Here is a 16,269-nt window from a genome sequence, read left to right as displayed (position 1 = left end):
AGATGAATAGTTCAAATAAAACCAAGATTGCTATTATTGGCGCAGGTCCAGTTGGCCTGATTTTATCAGCTCGACTGGCTTCATTCGGTATTACGAGCATCGTGATGGATAAAGCCTCTTATCTGCTTCGAAAAGGTTCTAAAGCCTGCCTGATCCACGGTGATGCGCTAGAAGTACTTGATAAAGTCGGATGTGGAGAACAGATTGCAAAAGAAGGGATTCATTGGCGGATAGCGCACACCTATATTCGAAATGTTGAAAGGATCACCCAAGAATACCCCGAACGCCCCGGTTATGGTGAATTTGTCAATATTTCCCAATACCGTATAGAGCAAGAGCTCGTTAAGCTGTTGGAAGCTAATCCCTTATGTGAACTCAGGTGGTCAAGTGAAGTCGTTGGTTATTCACAACAACAGGACAAGGTTAAGCTAGAGGTAAAACACTGTACCGAAACGGAGACCCTAGAATTTGATTATGTAATTGCCTGCGATGGAGTTAGAAGCACGTTACGCGATCTGACAGGGGTTAACTTTACCGGATACACTCACCAAGATCGTTTTTTAGTTACTGATATTAAAGCAAATATTGCTTTAACCAAAGAACGTCACTTTCATTTTGATCCTCAGTTTAATCCAGGCCGTCAGTTGGTGATGCATCCTCAGCCCGACAATATATGGCGCATCGACTGGCAATTGCCTCCAGATGCGGATATTGAAGCTGAAAAGAAAAATGGCCAACTAGACAAGCGTATCAAGTCTGTCATCGGTGATATTCCGTATCAGATTGACTGGATCAGTACCTATCGTTTTAACCAGCGAGTCGTGGAGAAGTTCAGACTCAATCGACTGTTTTTTGCTGGTGATGCGGCTCACTCATTTCCACCTTATGGCTCTCGCGGCATGAACAGCGGGATTCAAGACGCAGACAACCTGGCATGGAAATTGGCGCTAGTAATTAGAGGAAGCGCAGGGGATGAATTGTTGGATACTTATCATGAGGAAAGGTTCCTTGCAGCGAAAGAGAATTTGAGACTGACGGAAGCCACGATACAGTTCATGGTCCCGCCAACACCTTTGAAGCAAATCTGGCGTGACACCGTGCTGCGAATTTCAGAAGTCTGGAAACCGTTTCGTAAGCAAGTGAATCACGGGAAAATGACAGAACCTTTTACCTACGAATCTTCTAGTTTGATTGATTATAACCATCGGACACCCTATGTCGGTGCGTTCGCGCCGGATGTAGTGGTTTATATCGACGGAGAAAAAAGCCGCTTACGTAAGTTGTTCGGAGAAGGGTTTGTTTGTCTTTTTTGCGCAGATCCAAATAAGGTGAAGCAGTATTTAAATAAGCAAAGCCACACCTATAATGGTTTGGATTTTAGTTTGGTTGCTGCTGTACCAAAAGGATATTTCTCGCCAAAAGTGGATGAGAGACTTATCAGTGTTACTTACGACGATATTCTGTTTTTTGAAACTCTGACAGAAAAACAAGATTCATTGTTTGTTATCCGTCCTGATGGCCATTTAGCCGGACATTACCTGCTTGATAACGCACCGTCTCTTAGTTTAATCCTGGAAAAAGTCAGCGGTACTGATTCCTTAACGTTTCAGCGTGAAGCATCATAAACGGAGATTAACTTATGTCGTCTACCCACAATACGCCAGAATTCGCATGGCTAAATGGTGAATGCGTGCCTTGGGAAAAGTGTACCTTACATGCCAGAACGCAGGGCGCTTTTTGGGGCGCAAATGTTTTTGAAGGTGTGCGAGTCTATTGGAATAAAACGGATAAGCAAATGTATATGTATCGGATACGAGAGCATATCAAGCGCCTGCGCGATTCCATGAAGTGTGTTGACATGCCTGTCACTTTCACAGATCAAGAGATTGTTGAAGCTTGCATCGACCTAGTACGAAAAAACAACTTTAAGCGACATGTGCATCTGGTTATCGCTCCTTATTTTGCGATGGGGAAAAACTTCGATCCGCTTATTTATACCGAAGACACTGGTATGCATATTACAGCATTACCTATGCCAAGGTCTGCGCGTTATGAAACAGGGATGACGGCTTCGTTTTCAACTTGGAGACGAATCAGTGACGATTCAATGCCACCGAGGATTAAAACAGGAGCAAATTACCATAATAGCCGCTTAGCTCAGCATGAAGCGATGCGAAATGGTTTTGATACTGCGTTTTTTCTAAATCACAGAGGCACTGTGGCTGAAGGCCCTGGATCTTGCATCATGATGGTCAAAAATAACCGACTGATCACGCCGCCAGGTTCAGCAGGCGTACTTGAAGGGATTACAGTAGACAGCATTATAAGACTAGCGAAGGATAAGTTTTCGGTTGAATGTGAACGAAGAGAAATTGATCGTACCGAGTTGTATTTGGCTGATGAAGTTTTCACCTGTGGCACTCTCGCTGAAATCGTTCCTGTGATTAGTGTTGACCGAAAGTCTATTGGGGACGGGCGTCCAGGTTTGATGACCCGTAAGCTTCAGGTTGCTTATGAAGACGAGGTGATGTCGAATTCGGCATCTGAATATTCAACCCCTGTCTATTAAACCCATAATGAGAATAAGGAAATCTTAATACTATGACATCTTCAATCTATGCGAAGTTCATGCAGGGGAAAGTTGAGGTATTTGACCTTACAGCGCCGTTGTCAACGGAAACACCTGTGATCCGTTTGCCGCCTGAACGAGGGCAACCTTGGCCTTTTAAGTTGGAAAAAATAAGCCGTTATGACGAAAAAGGCAAAGAAGTTTATTGGAATAATATCCAGATGTCCGAGCATACAGGGACTCATTTTGATGCCCCTGTTCATTGGCGGTCAGGTAAAGATTCTATCGATGTCTCAAGTGTACCTCCTGGGCACTTGGTCGCGCCTGCCGTTGTAATTGATGTATCTGATCAAGTAACAGCCCCAGATTTTTTACTCGAACGTGAACATGTCGATCAATGGTGCGAAGTCCATGGACCTTTACCTGAAGGTGGTTGGTTGCTATTCCGCTCAGGTTGGGACAGTCGAGACTCAGATGCTGATACCTTTCTTAATCATGGCCATACTCCAGGGGTAAGTGAAGCTTGTGCAAAATGGTTGGCTGAGCAAACACCAATTATAGGTATCGGGGTGGAGACTGTTGGAACCGACGCAGGTCAAGCCGGAAAATTTGAACAACCTTACCCCGTACACTGGTACTTTCATGGGGCGGGAAAATATGGCCTGACTCAGTTGAAGAACCTAGCAAAGTTACCGCCAACAGGTGCAGTGATCATGATAGCGCCGCTTCCCATCGTTGGTGGTTCAGGAAGCCCTTGCAGGGTGTTGGCGCTTGTTGAATAACACAAAGTTAATTTGCGAAGAGTTTTTAAGGAAAAGTCGATGTATTCAAAGTACTGCTTGTTACTAGGAACAGAGAAAAACAGATTTCGTGCATTGGTTGCTACGGCTAGGGCAACCAACATGAAAATAGCGATCATGGCCCCAAGTGGTTATGTTAATGGAAACCGTTACGCTGATCTAGTGATTGAGGGTAACCCAGAAAACATTGAACAAGCTCTGGTTGCAGTACAGGCCTTTGCCGAGCGAGAAGGAATGCAACCGGGCGCAGTTGTTCCATTGACAGAAATGACGATAGCCCCGGGAGCTCGTATCGCTCAGTACTATAATTTAAATTATTTGTCTGAAAAAGCGCTGACATTAACCCGCAACAAATTTGAAATGCGTAAGGCTGCACATGCAGGTGGGTTGAACGTTCCGAAGTTTGCACGTTTTAATCACCTTGAGCAGCTAGCGACCCTTGCTGAAGATTTTCCTTTTCCAGCAGTTGTAAAGCCGACCAACGCTGGGGGTAGTGAAGGTGTAACCTACGTAGCTAGCAAAGATGATTTGGCTAGTGCTTTTGCTAACTTGCGTCGAGTGACCGAAAATTATGGTAGTAAGTTTGGTATGGCAGATAACGACTATCAGATAGAACAGTTTGTCGATGCTAGAATTGAGCTTTCGGTTGAAGTACTAAATACCAAAACTGGAAGACGTGTATTGGCAGTGACCGATAAAGAACTGACCCCGTTGCCTCATTTCGTTGAAATCGGCCATTCCTTACCTAGTATAGAATCTGATAACGAAGCGCTTAAACAAGCAGCGCTTAAAGCCTGTGAAGTCTTGGATGTTGAACATGGTATAGCTCATGTTGAATTTATGATTGATCACAGTGGCAAGATTTACCTACTGGAGTTGAATGCGCGTACTCCAGGCGGCGGCATTCCTGAAATATTCGAGAAAATAGCCGGAGTGAATATGCTCGAGCTTCACTCTCGCTCTTATCTATACGATGAAGTTGAAGTACCTGCATATCACATGTCTGGACTAGCTGCGATTGGATTTATGAAAGCTAAGCAAGGAACGATTGAGCGAATTAAGTTGCCGGCTCAGCACGAGTTACCAAAAGAGGCGTTTGGACTACAACTTTGGACATCCGAAGGAGCTCGGGTCAATCCACTATACAGCAACGCAGAACTTGAGGGTTATGTTGAATTCTTCTGGCCAGACTATGAGCTAAATGGAAAACCGAAAGAGTACCTGATGCTTACACAACAATTGACTGAACAAATTTTCGAAATGGGTGAAAGCTAATGAATATACTTATTTTACACCGAGTTAGGTATGTTGACGTACTTTACCATCAGTCCATCGATCACGAACTACATAATGTTTACTACATTGGTATCGAAGAAAATCTGAATGAAATCCCTGCCGATCTACGTTGTACAAAAATAGTAAGACCCGGCGTGGATGCTGTACACAAAGAAGTCCTCGAACAAATAGAAAATCTTGATGTTTGCTTTGATCACGTTGTTTCAATTAATGAGTTTGAATTGATTGAGGCTGCCTTGATACGAGAAAAGCTCAACATTGCGGGCCCTAAAGTGGCCGATGTCGAAAAAGTTCGAAACAAAATTGTGATGAAACACTGTGTTGGCGCTGCAAATATTCGTACTCCGCAGTACATGTCTTTGTCCGATTTTATGAACTCAGAACGACTAGCGATTCTTCCCTCTTCACAAGTTATTTTGAAGCCTCTGGATGGCGCTTCGTCAGTTGATGTGGTCAAGTTTGACAGTCAGAAAGTTTTGGAACAGGCGCTTATAGATCGCACAACTGGAATTGTGGCTCTTGATAAAGAAACACCTGAACGGATTGAAAACTTTGAAGTTGAAGAATTTGTATCTGGTCCTGTATTGCATATCGACGGCATGATCCGTAACGGACAAATAGAGATGATTGTCGTCAGCCAATATATCAATACGTTGCTGGATTTTGCCAACGGCTATCCAGCAGGGTCTGTGCAGTTAGAAACCACGGAAGAGATGAAAACTTGGGTGCTTCAAATCTTAAATGCGGTTGATATATCTTTGGGGGCGTTCCACCTTGAAGCGATTCAAACAGATACAGGGCCGGTGTTTCTTGAAGTCGCTCATCGTATCGGGGGAGCTAGAATAGCTGAAACGTTGACGCTACAGACAGGGATTCATCCATCGATACTGGAACTTGGATTGTTGCTAGACCCAGACTTCAAATTCGAACTTAACTATGATACCGGGTACAAATATGCGTGGTTTATTGTGCCTGGACACCAGCTGCCAGGAAACTATGGCTTGGTGTCGGGGCATGAGTTTCTTTATGGCAAGGAAGAGATTGTAATGCTGAATCAGCTTACGATGCAACAACCTTTAGTCAAAGCGGTTACTTATAAAGAAAGTGAAATTCCGTTAGCCGGATTATTAAAAGCCAAATCCGCTAAAGAACTAACAGATCTGATTGATAGGTTGTTTGGACAGTTACAACTAATATCTGTCGATACTCCTTTGCCTTACAGCGAGTGTATACCCCAGAAAAAGAAACACGTTCTTGTGATTGGCAATGTTCGCCAACCTCATAAGACACTGGAAGCACAGGGATATGCTATTTCTTGGATGTATAAAAAAGTACCTAATTTTACGCATGCGACTGAAGATCACAATCGTTGCGAGCGAATATTAATGTACAGCAACGAGTCTGCAACTCAGTTAATCAGTTTAGCGCGTTCAATTGATCAACTACAAAAAATCGATTCAGTTGTGTCTTTTCATGATGGAGCCCAGCTTGATGCATTGACTATTGCAAATGCTCTAGAGCTACCTTTTAGTTTGTCAATGGGGGCTATAGTCAACACGAGAGATAAACAATTAAGTCGCCGGATTTTACGCGAAAAAAACCTGACAGAAGTGCAATCGGCGATAGCGGAGAATGAGCAAGATTTACATGATTTTTTCAAGCTTTATCCACAAATAGATAAAGTTATCGTTAAACCAGTTGCTGGTACAGGTAGTGAAAATGTTCGATCGCTAGAACGTAAAGAGCTTGAAACCGCTAACTTAGACAACGTTTACCCTGTGCTGGTGGAACAGTTTGTCGAAGGTCGCGAATTCAGTGTCGAAGCATTCATGCAAGAAGGTAAATGCTATATTTTTGCAATCACTGAAAAATTCAAAGATGCGCAAAGCTTTATCGAGACAGGGCATTTGGTGCCTGCCCGTTTATCTAGCGATGAGCACGAGAAAATTGCTGCATTCATTGCCAAGGTGCTACCTGCTCTAGGGGTTGTGTCGGGTATTACGCACAGCGAAATTATGTTGGGTGAAAAGATAGAGCTAATAGAAACACACACTCGAGTAGGCGGAGATAGAATTTTTGACCTGGTACAGATGACGACAGGAATAGATATGTATCGTCTGCAAGCTCTGCAAAGTTTGGGTTTGCCTATCGATGAAGACGAATTAACACCAAAACTAAACGGTAAACATGCGTGTATCAAATTTAAACTCAACGATCATCCTGGGAAAAAGGTTATTCGAGTGAACGGCGAGGAAGAAATCAAAAATTGGAGTGGTGTTGAAGATGTATCTATCACTCATCAGGCAGGTGAAGTATTGCCCCAAATAGGAAACAGCTTCGACCGCTCAGCCTCAGTGTTGGTGTTGTGCGACAGTGCTGAACAGGCGCTAAGTATTGCAGAGGAAGCCATTCAGAAACTTGAATTTGTTGTAGGTAAGTAGTGTAACCATAGGTTCATCCAAGTACTTAGTACTGTATCTAACTGAAGGGAAACATGAATGAAGTCGTTAGCAATTGCAGAGTTGTTCATCAATATAGGTAAAGCTATATTGCTACTGAGCTTTGCCAAATTTATGTATGATGAAACAGGTCAAATATGGCAAATAAGCTTAATTTTCATCGCTGAAATCTTGATCTCAACCATTTTACCAATATTGGTTGGCAAGTCGGTTGATAACCAAGGTATTAAAAAGGTGCTTATTGGTTCAGCCGTTTGTCATGTTGTCTTTTGTTTGGCAGGTGTATTGGCATTGACGCAATTGGGCATGTCTGTGTCGATTTTATTGCTAATATCGGTGTTTTTGAGTTTTCTTGGGCCAATTTCAAAAATGGCCTTATTCAGTGTTACACCACTTCTTTCTCAACATGATCGCTTAGAAAAAGATAACGGTACACTGACTTCCGCATTTCAGGGCGGTCAGTTGATTGGTATGGCCTTATCTGCTTGGTTGCTGGATAAATTTGACTTTATAGCAATTTTGATATTTGTCGTCTGTCTATATAGTGCCGCGAGCTTTTTTTACTGGCGAGCAACAGCCAATTTGACGTTAGCTGAGTCTCCTTCAGATATAGATAAACGTGAAGATCCAGAAAACCTGTGGCAGTTGTTTAAAGCTAGTAAACCCTACATGCGCTATTTTGTTCTAAGTAATTTTGACTTCGTCACTGTAGCCATATTCAACATTATGCTGGTTTCCGTCGTCAGTCAGGCATTTGACGGCAGCACATACTGGCTTGCCGGATTAGATGCCTCATTCGCTATTGGTGCGTTTGTTGGTGGCGCTGTTATTGCGAAGCAAATAAGGAACAAAAGTACTTCTCTAAGCGATGTTATCGCTATTCAGGTCGCTTTTCTAATCTATCTGGGTTTATGTTTTACAGAACAGGCGGTCTATTTGATGCCGCTCGCGATTGTGAGTATCGGTTTGTTTCAAAGTTACTCAGGTATTTACTGGCGCACACTGCTACATAAACAGCTGCCATCTCACATGATAGGTAGGCTAAGTAGTATTAAGTATATCGTATCCTCAGTGCATATCGGGATTGTCGCCATGGTGGTCTCTTACGCACATGAATTAGGCTTCCAATACGCACTTGCAACCGCAGCTGTAATTACTATTGGTCAAATTTTATTTGTTGCAATCAGCATAAAACAATCACTAGCCATTGAAAGCAAATCCTCATCTTAGATGGACAAATGGCTCACTCTTAAAAGTTAGGGAAAAAATAAATGTTCAATATACAAGCAGTAATCAAAGAGCATGTAGTTGAAAATAAAAGGGAAAGCTTATGGAACTATCTGGAAGAACGTCCCAATTACTTGATGCTAGATAAAAATGAGAATCACCATCCAATGGATGAAGATCTTTTTGAAGCGTTTCGAGCCTCATTAAAACCAGAGCATTTGTGTAATTATCCGGTGCTAAATAACTTATATAAAAAAATAGCCGAACTGGTTGGCGTTGAAGAGCGCAACATCTACCTCGGCTCGGGTTCAGACTTGGCGATAAAAGCATTATTTGATGCATGCTTAAGAGAGGGAGACCATGTGGTTTTACATAACCCTTGCTACTTTATGTTTGAAAACTACGCAAAGTATGCTGGGGTATCAATCTCGTCCACACCGGTCACCGAAGATTGGAAACCTGATGTAGCGGCTATTATCGATGCAGTCAAAGAAAATACTAAATTAGTGGTTGTAGAAGATCCGAGTGGTTTTGTCGGCACGCGTTTATCTTATTCCCAAATGCATGGCTTGGCTGAAGCGCTTTATAACAAGGGTGTGTTGCTGCTGATTGATGAAGCCTATCTATATGTAGAAGGAAAACAAAGCGCAAACCTGAATATCTTGCAGAAATTTCCGAACGTTATTTTGGCACAAACTCTTTCTAAAGCTCATGGATTGGCAGGAGCAAGAGTCGGCTTTTTGATCGGAGAGACAGAGTTAATCGGCCATATTTCAAATGTCAGACCGCTATATGAGATTAGTGCGTTATCGGCATGGGCTGCGGAATGGCAGCTAGATCATCCTGAAGTGCTTGAACGTTTTCAGGAGAAGATGAGGCAGGCAAAAGCCTATATGATAGAAGCTTTAACCGAAAGAAAACAGACTTTCAAAGATACTCACGGCAATTTCATGTTGGTACAGTTTGCCGGATACGATTCAAAAGAGATAGAACAATTGTTTCAAGAGCAGGGTATTTTAATCAGACGTCCGTTTGAACAGAGTAATTTAAAAGGTTGGCTGAGAGTAACCATTTCACAGCTCGAACATTGCGAAAAATTTATTTCGGCACTTGATATCGTTGTAGACAAATTGAACTTAAAAAAAATTTGATGAAGAGGGAATCATGACAGAGAAGGCCAGAGCCGTAGGGATCAACCATGTGTCTATTGAAGTTGGTAACATTAATGAAGCCGCTGCATTTTATGGTGCGCTTATGCGCATTAAACCCGGGCCGTTATCAGAGACTGAGGGATCGATTGAACTGGGTGATCAGTTTATTGCCTTTACTTGCAGCCAAGGAGAACAAGCTCACAAACCAGGTCACTTTGGGTTCGTTGTTGATGATAAAGAAAAGGTTCGTGAGGCATTAAAGCAATTCAATATTGAACCTTTGCCTGGCCGATTTTTGGGTTTTCTGGATCCTTGGGGCAATCATATCGAAGTGGTCAGCTACGAGAATATTAAATTTACTAAGTCTCCTGGTGTTCTCAATGGTATGGGATTAGCAGACTTGAAGAAAAACGACCATGCACAACGGGAGCTTGAAGAACAAGGTTATAGTGAGCCTTTGTCTTCTTTGAACTCATAAGATTCAAGCAATGTATATACAAAAAGTATTTGAAGAAAATCGAATCTCTGTTTTGCATGACTTGATAGAGCAAAACCCTCTGGGGGCTTTGACCGTCTATGGCAGTTATGGATTGAGTGCTGATCATCTGCCTTTTACTTTAGATAGGCATGGTTTAGAGCTAGGCGTGCTGAAAACACACATTGCACGCGGAAATCCTTTGCACAAAAGCGTGGCTGAAACTAATGAAGTGATGGTTATTTTCCAAGGACCAGACGCTTATATTTCACCTGGTTGGTTACCTAGACGACATATCAATGGTCGAGTTCAACCTAGTTGGGCTTACACGGCAGTTCATGCCATGTGTTCCATCAAGTTTATTGATGATGACAGTTGGATAAAGGCGCATTTTGAGCAATCCGTTAATTGTTTTGAAGCAGGATTACCGGATCCATGGCAAGTCGCAGAAGCACCGAAAGATTTTATAGACGGCTTAAAACAGCATGTCGTTGGGATCGAGCTGACTATTCACAATCTACTGGGAAAAAGGCAGTTGATGCAGCAACGTAACATTGATGACCGCTTAGCCATTATAGAAGGCTTGCGTACTCAATCCGATCCTAGTGCACATCAGGTCGCAAAACAAATAGCACAAACCATTGAAAATTAAAAAAGAAAGGTAAAAACATTATGAATAATCCTACTATTAATGACTTATCTGAAACTTGTAGTGCAATTGTGTCGCAGCAGGCGCCGCTTCACGTTGTAGAGGCGGCTTTACAAGCAGCTGAGACAGAAAATAAAGAAATTGGTCAGCACTATGCTAAATATCTTTGTGACCGAGCGGTTATTACTACTATAGCCGAACCAAAACTTGAGGTATTTGCTTCTTACATGAAACAACACGGCTATACGGTATTAACTTATGACGAACTACAGCAATTGAAACAGCGTTACCCATATCACTGGTCTTTAGAGCTCAATCAGGATGGGTCGGGTGAAATTAAAGATCCTAAAGCCGATTTTCATAAATCATTTAAATTCGTGAAAGAACTGCTAGCATAGCGCTTGAACGACGACTGCGTATTTTCGTCCATGGAGATCACCCAATAACGGCGTTTTTCAAGGCAGTGATCTCCATCGTGGTAATACGCAAGGGTTATTGGTATAAGAAAATATAACCGGAAATGCGTTATCATCTTGCATTGTTATAATATTAGCCTGTAAGTCTAGTAAATAGCTTTCGTTATTTTTCCAGCATATTGGTCCAAAATCAGCGTAACCTGTATTTTTAGAAAAATCCCATGATAAATTTGTATTATTGCCTTTGGCAGGATCGTTATTGACTTTTGTATGTTTCCAAAATATACCTTCATCTATTCCTCTTACTTCACATGTTCCTCCAGTATTAAGACCAATTAGTGTCAGATTTGCCTCTGGTTTGATTCCCTGAAACGCTGTAGGTTTTCCTTTTTCATCAAACGCTATAGGGTTATTGAATATAATATCACCTATTATTTCTAACTTGATTGTTGGATTACCGGGTGATGTTGGACCATAATCGCATTGACTAGGAGTTCCTGGTTCAGGATTTGCTCTATTCAAGCAAACGATTACCGATTGCGTTTTTGGGTTCTTTACATGAGTTGGTGCATGGTTCTTCATTGTGTGAGGCTGAAAATATTGAAAAGGATTTTCAAGGTTTGTCAGTGTATTTGACTTAACTAATACTGGGCCACTAGTGAGAGGTTTCCCGTTTTTTTCCCTTGGAAAGCAGCAACAGATTGAATAAATCCAAGTTTCTTCAAGTCAGCAAGATTATATCCCCCAGTGCTTATTGAAAAATCTCGTATTTCTGTGTCTCTTGCATTTCCATTTGTGCGTATGAGTGTTTTTTTGATCTTCCCATTTTTGTCTGTGCTAAAAATGGAGAGAATCGATGTCTGTTTAGTCTCAGTTTTAATGGTATCTAGGGGCTGCTGACGTTTTGAGAGGGCTTATTGAACAGCATGATGATTGGGTATAATTGCTTTCGCCAAAAACCAACCATGCCTTACCATCATGCCGAGAACCATGTTATCAAAACCCCTATGGAATACGCTAGCTGTATTCATGCAACATAGTGGGCTTATTTATCACAAAGAAGAACATCACCTGACCTTTGAAGGGAGCCTTTACCGCATGAGAACCGGTTGTCCCTGGCGGGATTTACCGCCTGAATTTGGGAAATGGAATACCGTCTTTCGACGTTTTAATGAATGGGCAAAGAAAGATATTTTTAATTTAATATTTAAATTGTTATCTGAATATTCTGATACAGAGTGGCTGTTCATTGATGGGAGTATTGTGCAGGCTCATCAACACAGTGCAGGCGCGGCTTCTAAAGAAAATGAATCGATAGGAAAAAGTCGGGATGGATGGTCAACCAAGATCCATTTGGCCGTGGACAGTGACGGTTTACCTGTGCATTTTGAGCTTTCCGGTGGTCAAACACACGACATCGTTCATGCTGAAAGTCTGGTGTCTCAGTCACCGCCATCGGATTTTGTGATTGCGGATAAAGGTTACGATAGCGAAGCCTTCAGGCTTATCGTGAGACAACAAGGCGCAACGCCGGTCATTCCCTACAAGAAAAACCGTCGAAAGGCCGATAAGCATGTTGATACATGTTTATATCGTTACCGCCACTTGGTGGAAAATGTGTTTGCCAGAATTAAACATTTTCGTGCAATAGCAACAAGATACGATAAGTTGGAACGTAATTACGCCAGTATGCTGGCTCTGGGTTTTATCATTATCTGGTTGCCTATGTGGGCTGAATAAATTATGTACCCGAAAGGTAAACAGCCCCTAGTAAGAGGAGGAAAATATATGGAATTAAAAACTTGATCTGAAACTAATTTAACCCGAATTCTGTTTAAGCCGTCACTGAAAAATCGTCTTCCGAATAGAAAACTTTCAGTGATGGCTTCTTCCATTTAAGGCAATAAGCCATCAAACCGCCTAAAACGGTCAACATAAATCCCGTTATACTTCGGTGGCGAGAATGCGCTATTTGAGAAATGGTTTTTAATTGCCCATTAATCGTTTTGATGATGAAACGCCTTGATAACATTATCTTATCCCACTCAGCCAGCAGCTGGGCTTTCATATTTCGGCGCTTTTGGGTGACGAAAGTGACGCCGGTTTTGCCTAAATCGTCTGCCAGTTCCTGACTGAGATAACCTTTATAGCCGTAAAGCGAACCCGTTAATTCTGTTGTTAATTCGCGAACAGGTTCCCGAACATCCACATTACCGGCAGTGATTTTAAGCGCCAGACCATCCCATTGAATTTTTTCCGCGCTTGGCTATCCCCGCAAAGACCTTATGTCGAGGAATGCAAATGTTATGGCAGACATTCAAACGGGTGGAATCAATAAAAGCAACGCCTGTGGGTTTTCCTTTTAATTGCGTCAGATAGCTGCATAGTGGCACCAAAACGGAAGGGGCCACACTGACAAAACGGGGATAGTTGAGTAAGGTGGGAAAATCGTTGTGGTGATATTTCCAAATATGTTCTAAATAAAAATGTTTAAAATCCCGGTGATGCGACCGATGAAAAAGGATCAAAATGGTCATGATTTCACTGGGAAACATGTGACCTTGTCGGCGGCGTAAACGATGCCCGCTATCGAGACAAAATTGTTCCCATTGAAGGATGAAAAAACGGCAAAAATCATCGACATCACAGAAAATTTCAACTAAGTTGTCCATAGCCTGTTCCACCTCGGAGCTATTTCGGCATGCACCAAAACACTGCTCCTGGAACAGGCTTCATGTCAATTTCTTATCCAGAATTCGGGTAATTTAGAATCTTTGGAGAATGCTATTCTGGGAAGGCCAAAATAATTTGCTGGCTCTGTAGGCGAGTTTTCTAATTCAACCGGTTTTCTGCTCTCAACTTTTAGCTTTTTCATAAGCTCTATATCTTTAAAAATATCAGAATGTTTCTGCTTTGTAGTACCATGTGAATGTAATAATGCGATATTGGTCATTACCTGCTGGTACGTGCAGTTTTTCTGTTGTGTAAAATATTTTTACACAATTATTGTTGGACTGTGTAACTTAAGATACTAAGTCGTTTAGCTGAGTTTGAAGAGATTTATTGTTAAGAGGGAAGTTTAGTTCTCTAGCTGCGTGTCATTATGCTATCTGAATGACAGCTAAATGGTGGTGATCTCACTGTTAATGCAAAGTTAATAATAATATTTTCTTAAGGATCAAAATAACAAGTTAATTTTAAAAGTCATTTTACATCAATATAGAAATCAATATTTATCTAAATAAACAAATAATTAACAATATATCAACCAAAATGAAATAATAGACAAAGTAATTAACACTAACCAGAAAAAGATACCTAAAATCAAGTTATTACTATAGCATTATTGTTTTAATTTGCTTAAATTGACTTGGATCAAGTTAATTCCCATTAAACAATGACCGCAATTCTTGACCTATATTCAGAATTCTAATCTGAATCACGTAAAACCTATTTATTGTATGGGAATATAAGCGTACTATACTATTAGTCTAATTAGTTTTTAATTTACTTGGTTATGAGTTGTTATTTTAAAGGCATTTATTGCTGGTAGTTACGAGGCTTCCACATGAGTACTTTGAGAAAAGTGCTTATATGAAGTCAGGTTGCCGCAAGTCGGTGTCTTCCTGCTAGGAGCAAGGAGTCAAGATGTTTGATATTGTCGAACTGTCACGATTACAGTTTGCCTTAACTGCAATGTATCACTTTCTATTCGTTCCACTAACGCTTGGTATGGCGTTTTTGCTGGCGATCATGGAAACGGTATATGTGCTCTCTGGTAAACAAATTTATAAAGATATGACAAAATTCTGGGGCAAGTTATTTGGTATTAACTTTGCTCTGGGGGTTGCAACAGGGTTGACTATGGAGTTCCAGTTCGGGACTAACTGGTCATATTTCTCTCACTATGTCGGTGACATTTTCGGTGCGCCTCTGGCGATTGAAGGCCTGATGGCGTTCTTCCTGGAGTCTACATTCGTAGGCTTGTTCTTCTTCGGTTGGGATCGTCTCAGTAAGACACAACATCTGGCGGTAACTTGGTTGGTCGCATTAGGATCTAACTTCTCTGCACTTTGGATTTTGGTTGCTAACGGTTGGATGCAAAACCCAATTGCTTCTGATTTCAACTTTGAAACCATGCGTATGGAGATGGTAAGTTTCTCTGAACTGGTGCTGAACCCGGTTGCTCAGGTGAAATTTGTTCATACCGTTGCCGCGGGTTATGTGACAGGGGCGATCTTCGTTCTCGGTGTCAGCTCTTACTACCTGCTTAAAGGCCGTGATATTCCATTTGCTAAGCGTTCATTTGCGATTGCTTCAAGTTTTGGTATCGCCGCTGTGCTGTCTGTTATTGTGTTGGGTGATGAATCTGGTTACGAAATGGGCGACGTACAGAAGACTAAGCTGGCCGCCATCGAAGCTGAATGGGAAACTCAGCCACCTCCGGCCGCTTTTACACTGATAGGTATCCCGGATCAGGATAAAATGGAAAACAAATATGCCATTCAGATCCCTTATCTTATGGGGCTGATTGCTACCCGTTCTGTTGATACTCCGGTCATTGGCCTGCGTGATCTGATGGACCAGCATGAGCAGCGTATTCGTAATGGTATAAAGGCTTATCATCTGTTGGAAGAATTGCGTGCAGGTAACACAGACCCGACTGTTCGTACAGCATTCAATGAAAATAAACAAGATCTGGGTTATGGCATGTTGCTGAAACGTTATACCAGCAAAGTGACTGATGCCAGTGAAGAACAGATCAAAGCAGCCGCAAAAGATTCTATTCCTCGGGTTGCACCGCTCTATTTTGCATTCCGTATCATGGTTGCAGCAGGTTTCCTGATGTTACTGTTGATCGGTCTGGCGTTTTGGAGTGTTATCCGTGGCCGCATTGGTAAACAAAAATGGTTGCTACGCGCAGCACTGTACAGTATTCCATTGCCGTGGATTGCCATAGAATCAGGCTGGTTTGTGGCGGAATATGGTCGTCAACCGTGGGCAATTGGTGAAGTTCTGCCAACTGCGGTGGCGAGTTCCAATTTAACTGCCGGCGATATCTTGTTCTCTATGGCGCTGATTTGTGGCCTTTATACCTTATTCCTGATTGCAGAAATGTTTTTGATGTTCAAATTTGCCCGCCTTGGCCCAAGTAGCCTGAAAACGGGTCGTTACCATTTTGAACAGAAAACAACTTCAGCACCCGATGCTCAGTAAACAGGAGTCC

The 16,269-nt window shown here is 42.0% G+C and carries 14 protein-coding genes and 1 pseudogene; 12 read left to right on the top strand and 3 right to left on the bottom strand.

Annotated elements, in window-relative coordinates:
- The first annotated feature begins 2 nt into the window (after nucleotides 1-2).
- From LG003_RS11730 to LG003_RS11685, 10 genes are read left to right on the top strand one after another with little or no spacing between them, the layout of a single operon-like run.
- On the top strand, nucleotides 3-1,625 hold the full coding sequence (locus LG003_RS11730) for an FAD-dependent monooxygenase (protein WP_262980794.1): 1,623 nt from the start codon (nucleotides 3-5) through the stop codon (nucleotides 1,623-1,625).
- Nucleotides 1,626-1,639: 14 nt separating this feature from the next.
- Entirely contained in the window at nucleotides 1,640-2,569 is a 930-nt protein-coding gene (ilvE, locus tag LG003_RS11725; RefSeq protein WP_262980793.1) for a branched-chain-amino-acid transaminase, read from the top strand.
- A 32-nt stretch (nucleotides 2,570-2,601) separates the two neighbouring features.
- Nucleotides 2,602-3,351: a cyclase family protein gene (locus LG003_RS11720; RefSeq protein WP_262980792.1), complete on the top strand. Its 750-nt coding sequence runs from the start codon at nucleotides 2,602-2,604 to the stop codon at nucleotides 3,349-3,351.
- Nucleotides 3,352-3,390: 39 nt separating this feature from the next.
- Nucleotides 3,391-4,644: an ATP-grasp domain-containing protein gene (locus LG003_RS11715; protein ID WP_262980791.1), complete on the top strand. Its 1,254-nt coding sequence runs from the start codon at nucleotides 3,391-3,393 to the stop codon at nucleotides 4,642-4,644.
- A complete protein-coding gene (locus LG003_RS11710) occupies nucleotides 4,644-7,106 on the top strand; it encodes an ATP-grasp domain-containing protein (protein ID WP_262980790.1) in 2,463 nt (820 codons plus the stop codon). The genes LG003_RS11715 and LG003_RS11710 overlap by 1 nt, the downstream gene beginning before the upstream one ends.
- Nucleotides 7,107-7,163: 57 nt before the next feature.
- On the top strand, nucleotides 7,164-8,354 hold the full coding sequence (locus tag LG003_RS11705; protein WP_262980789.1) for an MFS transporter: 1,191 nt from the start codon (nucleotides 7,164-7,166) through the stop codon (nucleotides 8,352-8,354).
- A gap of 41 nt (nucleotides 8,355-8,395) precedes the next feature.
- A complete protein-coding gene (locus LG003_RS11700; protein WP_262980788.1) occupies nucleotides 8,396-9,502 on the top strand; it encodes a pyridoxal phosphate-dependent aminotransferase in 1,107 nt (368 codons plus the stop codon).
- A gap of 13 nt (nucleotides 9,503-9,515) precedes the next feature.
- Complete coding sequence (locus LG003_RS11695) at nucleotides 9,516-9,980, top strand: VOC family protein (RefSeq protein WP_262980787.1); 465 nt, start codon at nucleotides 9,516-9,518, stop codon at nucleotides 9,978-9,980.
- A 10-nt stretch (nucleotides 9,981-9,990) separates the two neighbouring features.
- On the top strand, nucleotides 9,991-10,629 hold the full coding sequence (locus tag LG003_RS11690; protein WP_262980786.1) for an FMN-binding negative transcriptional regulator: 639 nt from the start codon (nucleotides 9,991-9,993) through the stop codon (nucleotides 10,627-10,629).
- A gap of 20 nt (nucleotides 10,630-10,649) precedes the next feature.
- Nucleotides 10,650-11,024: a hypothetical protein gene (locus LG003_RS11685; protein WP_011145751.1), complete on the top strand. Its 375-nt coding sequence runs from the start codon at nucleotides 10,650-10,652 to the stop codon at nucleotides 11,022-11,024.
- 57 nt (nucleotides 11,025-11,081) lie between these two features.
- Here LG003_RS11685 and LG003_RS11680 read toward each other — a convergent pair whose 3' ends face one another.
- The gene (locus LG003_RS11680; protein ID WP_262980785.1) at nucleotides 11,082-11,624 is read right to left on the bottom strand and encodes a hypothetical protein; all 543 of its coding nucleotides are present in this window, start codon (nucleotides 11,622-11,624) and stop codon (nucleotides 11,082-11,084) included.
- 396 nt (nucleotides 11,625-12,020) lie between these two features.
- Here LG003_RS11680 and LG003_RS11675 point away from each other — a divergent pair, with 396 nt between their 5' ends.
- Nucleotides 12,021-12,782, top strand: coding sequence for an IS5 family transposase (locus LG003_RS11675; protein ID WP_262980812.1), 762 nt, complete (start codon nucleotides 12,021-12,023; stop codon nucleotides 12,780-12,782).
- A gap of 94 nt (nucleotides 12,783-12,876) precedes the next feature.
- Here LG003_RS11675 and LG003_RS11670 read toward each other — a convergent pair.
- Together LG003_RS11670 and LG003_RS11665 are read right to left on the bottom strand one after the other, a co-directional pair.
- Nucleotides 12,877-13,714 (bottom strand): annotated as a pseudogene (locus tag LG003_RS11670) (IS982 family transposase).
- 65 nt (nucleotides 13,715-13,779) lie between these two features.
- Entirely contained in the window at nucleotides 13,780-13,995 is a 216-nt protein-coding gene (locus LG003_RS11665) for a hypothetical protein (RefSeq protein WP_262980784.1), read from the bottom strand.
- Between the two features lie 695 nt (nucleotides 13,996-14,690).
- Here LG003_RS11665 and cydA point away from each other — a divergent pair.
- Nucleotides 14,691-16,259 carry a cytochrome ubiquinol oxidase subunit I gene (cydA, locus tag LG003_RS11660; RefSeq protein ID WP_262980783.1) on the top strand — a complete coding sequence of 523 codons (1,569 nt, stop codon included), beginning with the start codon at nucleotides 14,691-14,693 and terminating at the stop codon, nucleotides 16,257-16,259.
- The last annotated feature ends 10 nt before the right edge of the window (nucleotides 16,260-16,269 follow it).

This window comes from Photorhabdus kleinii (genome assembly GCF_025384885.1).
In the GTDB taxonomy this organism is placed as follows: domain Bacteria; phylum Pseudomonadota; class Gammaproteobacteria; order Enterobacterales; family Enterobacteriaceae; genus Photorhabdus; species Photorhabdus kayaii.
This window is presented reverse-complemented; position numbering and strand designations above follow the sequence as displayed.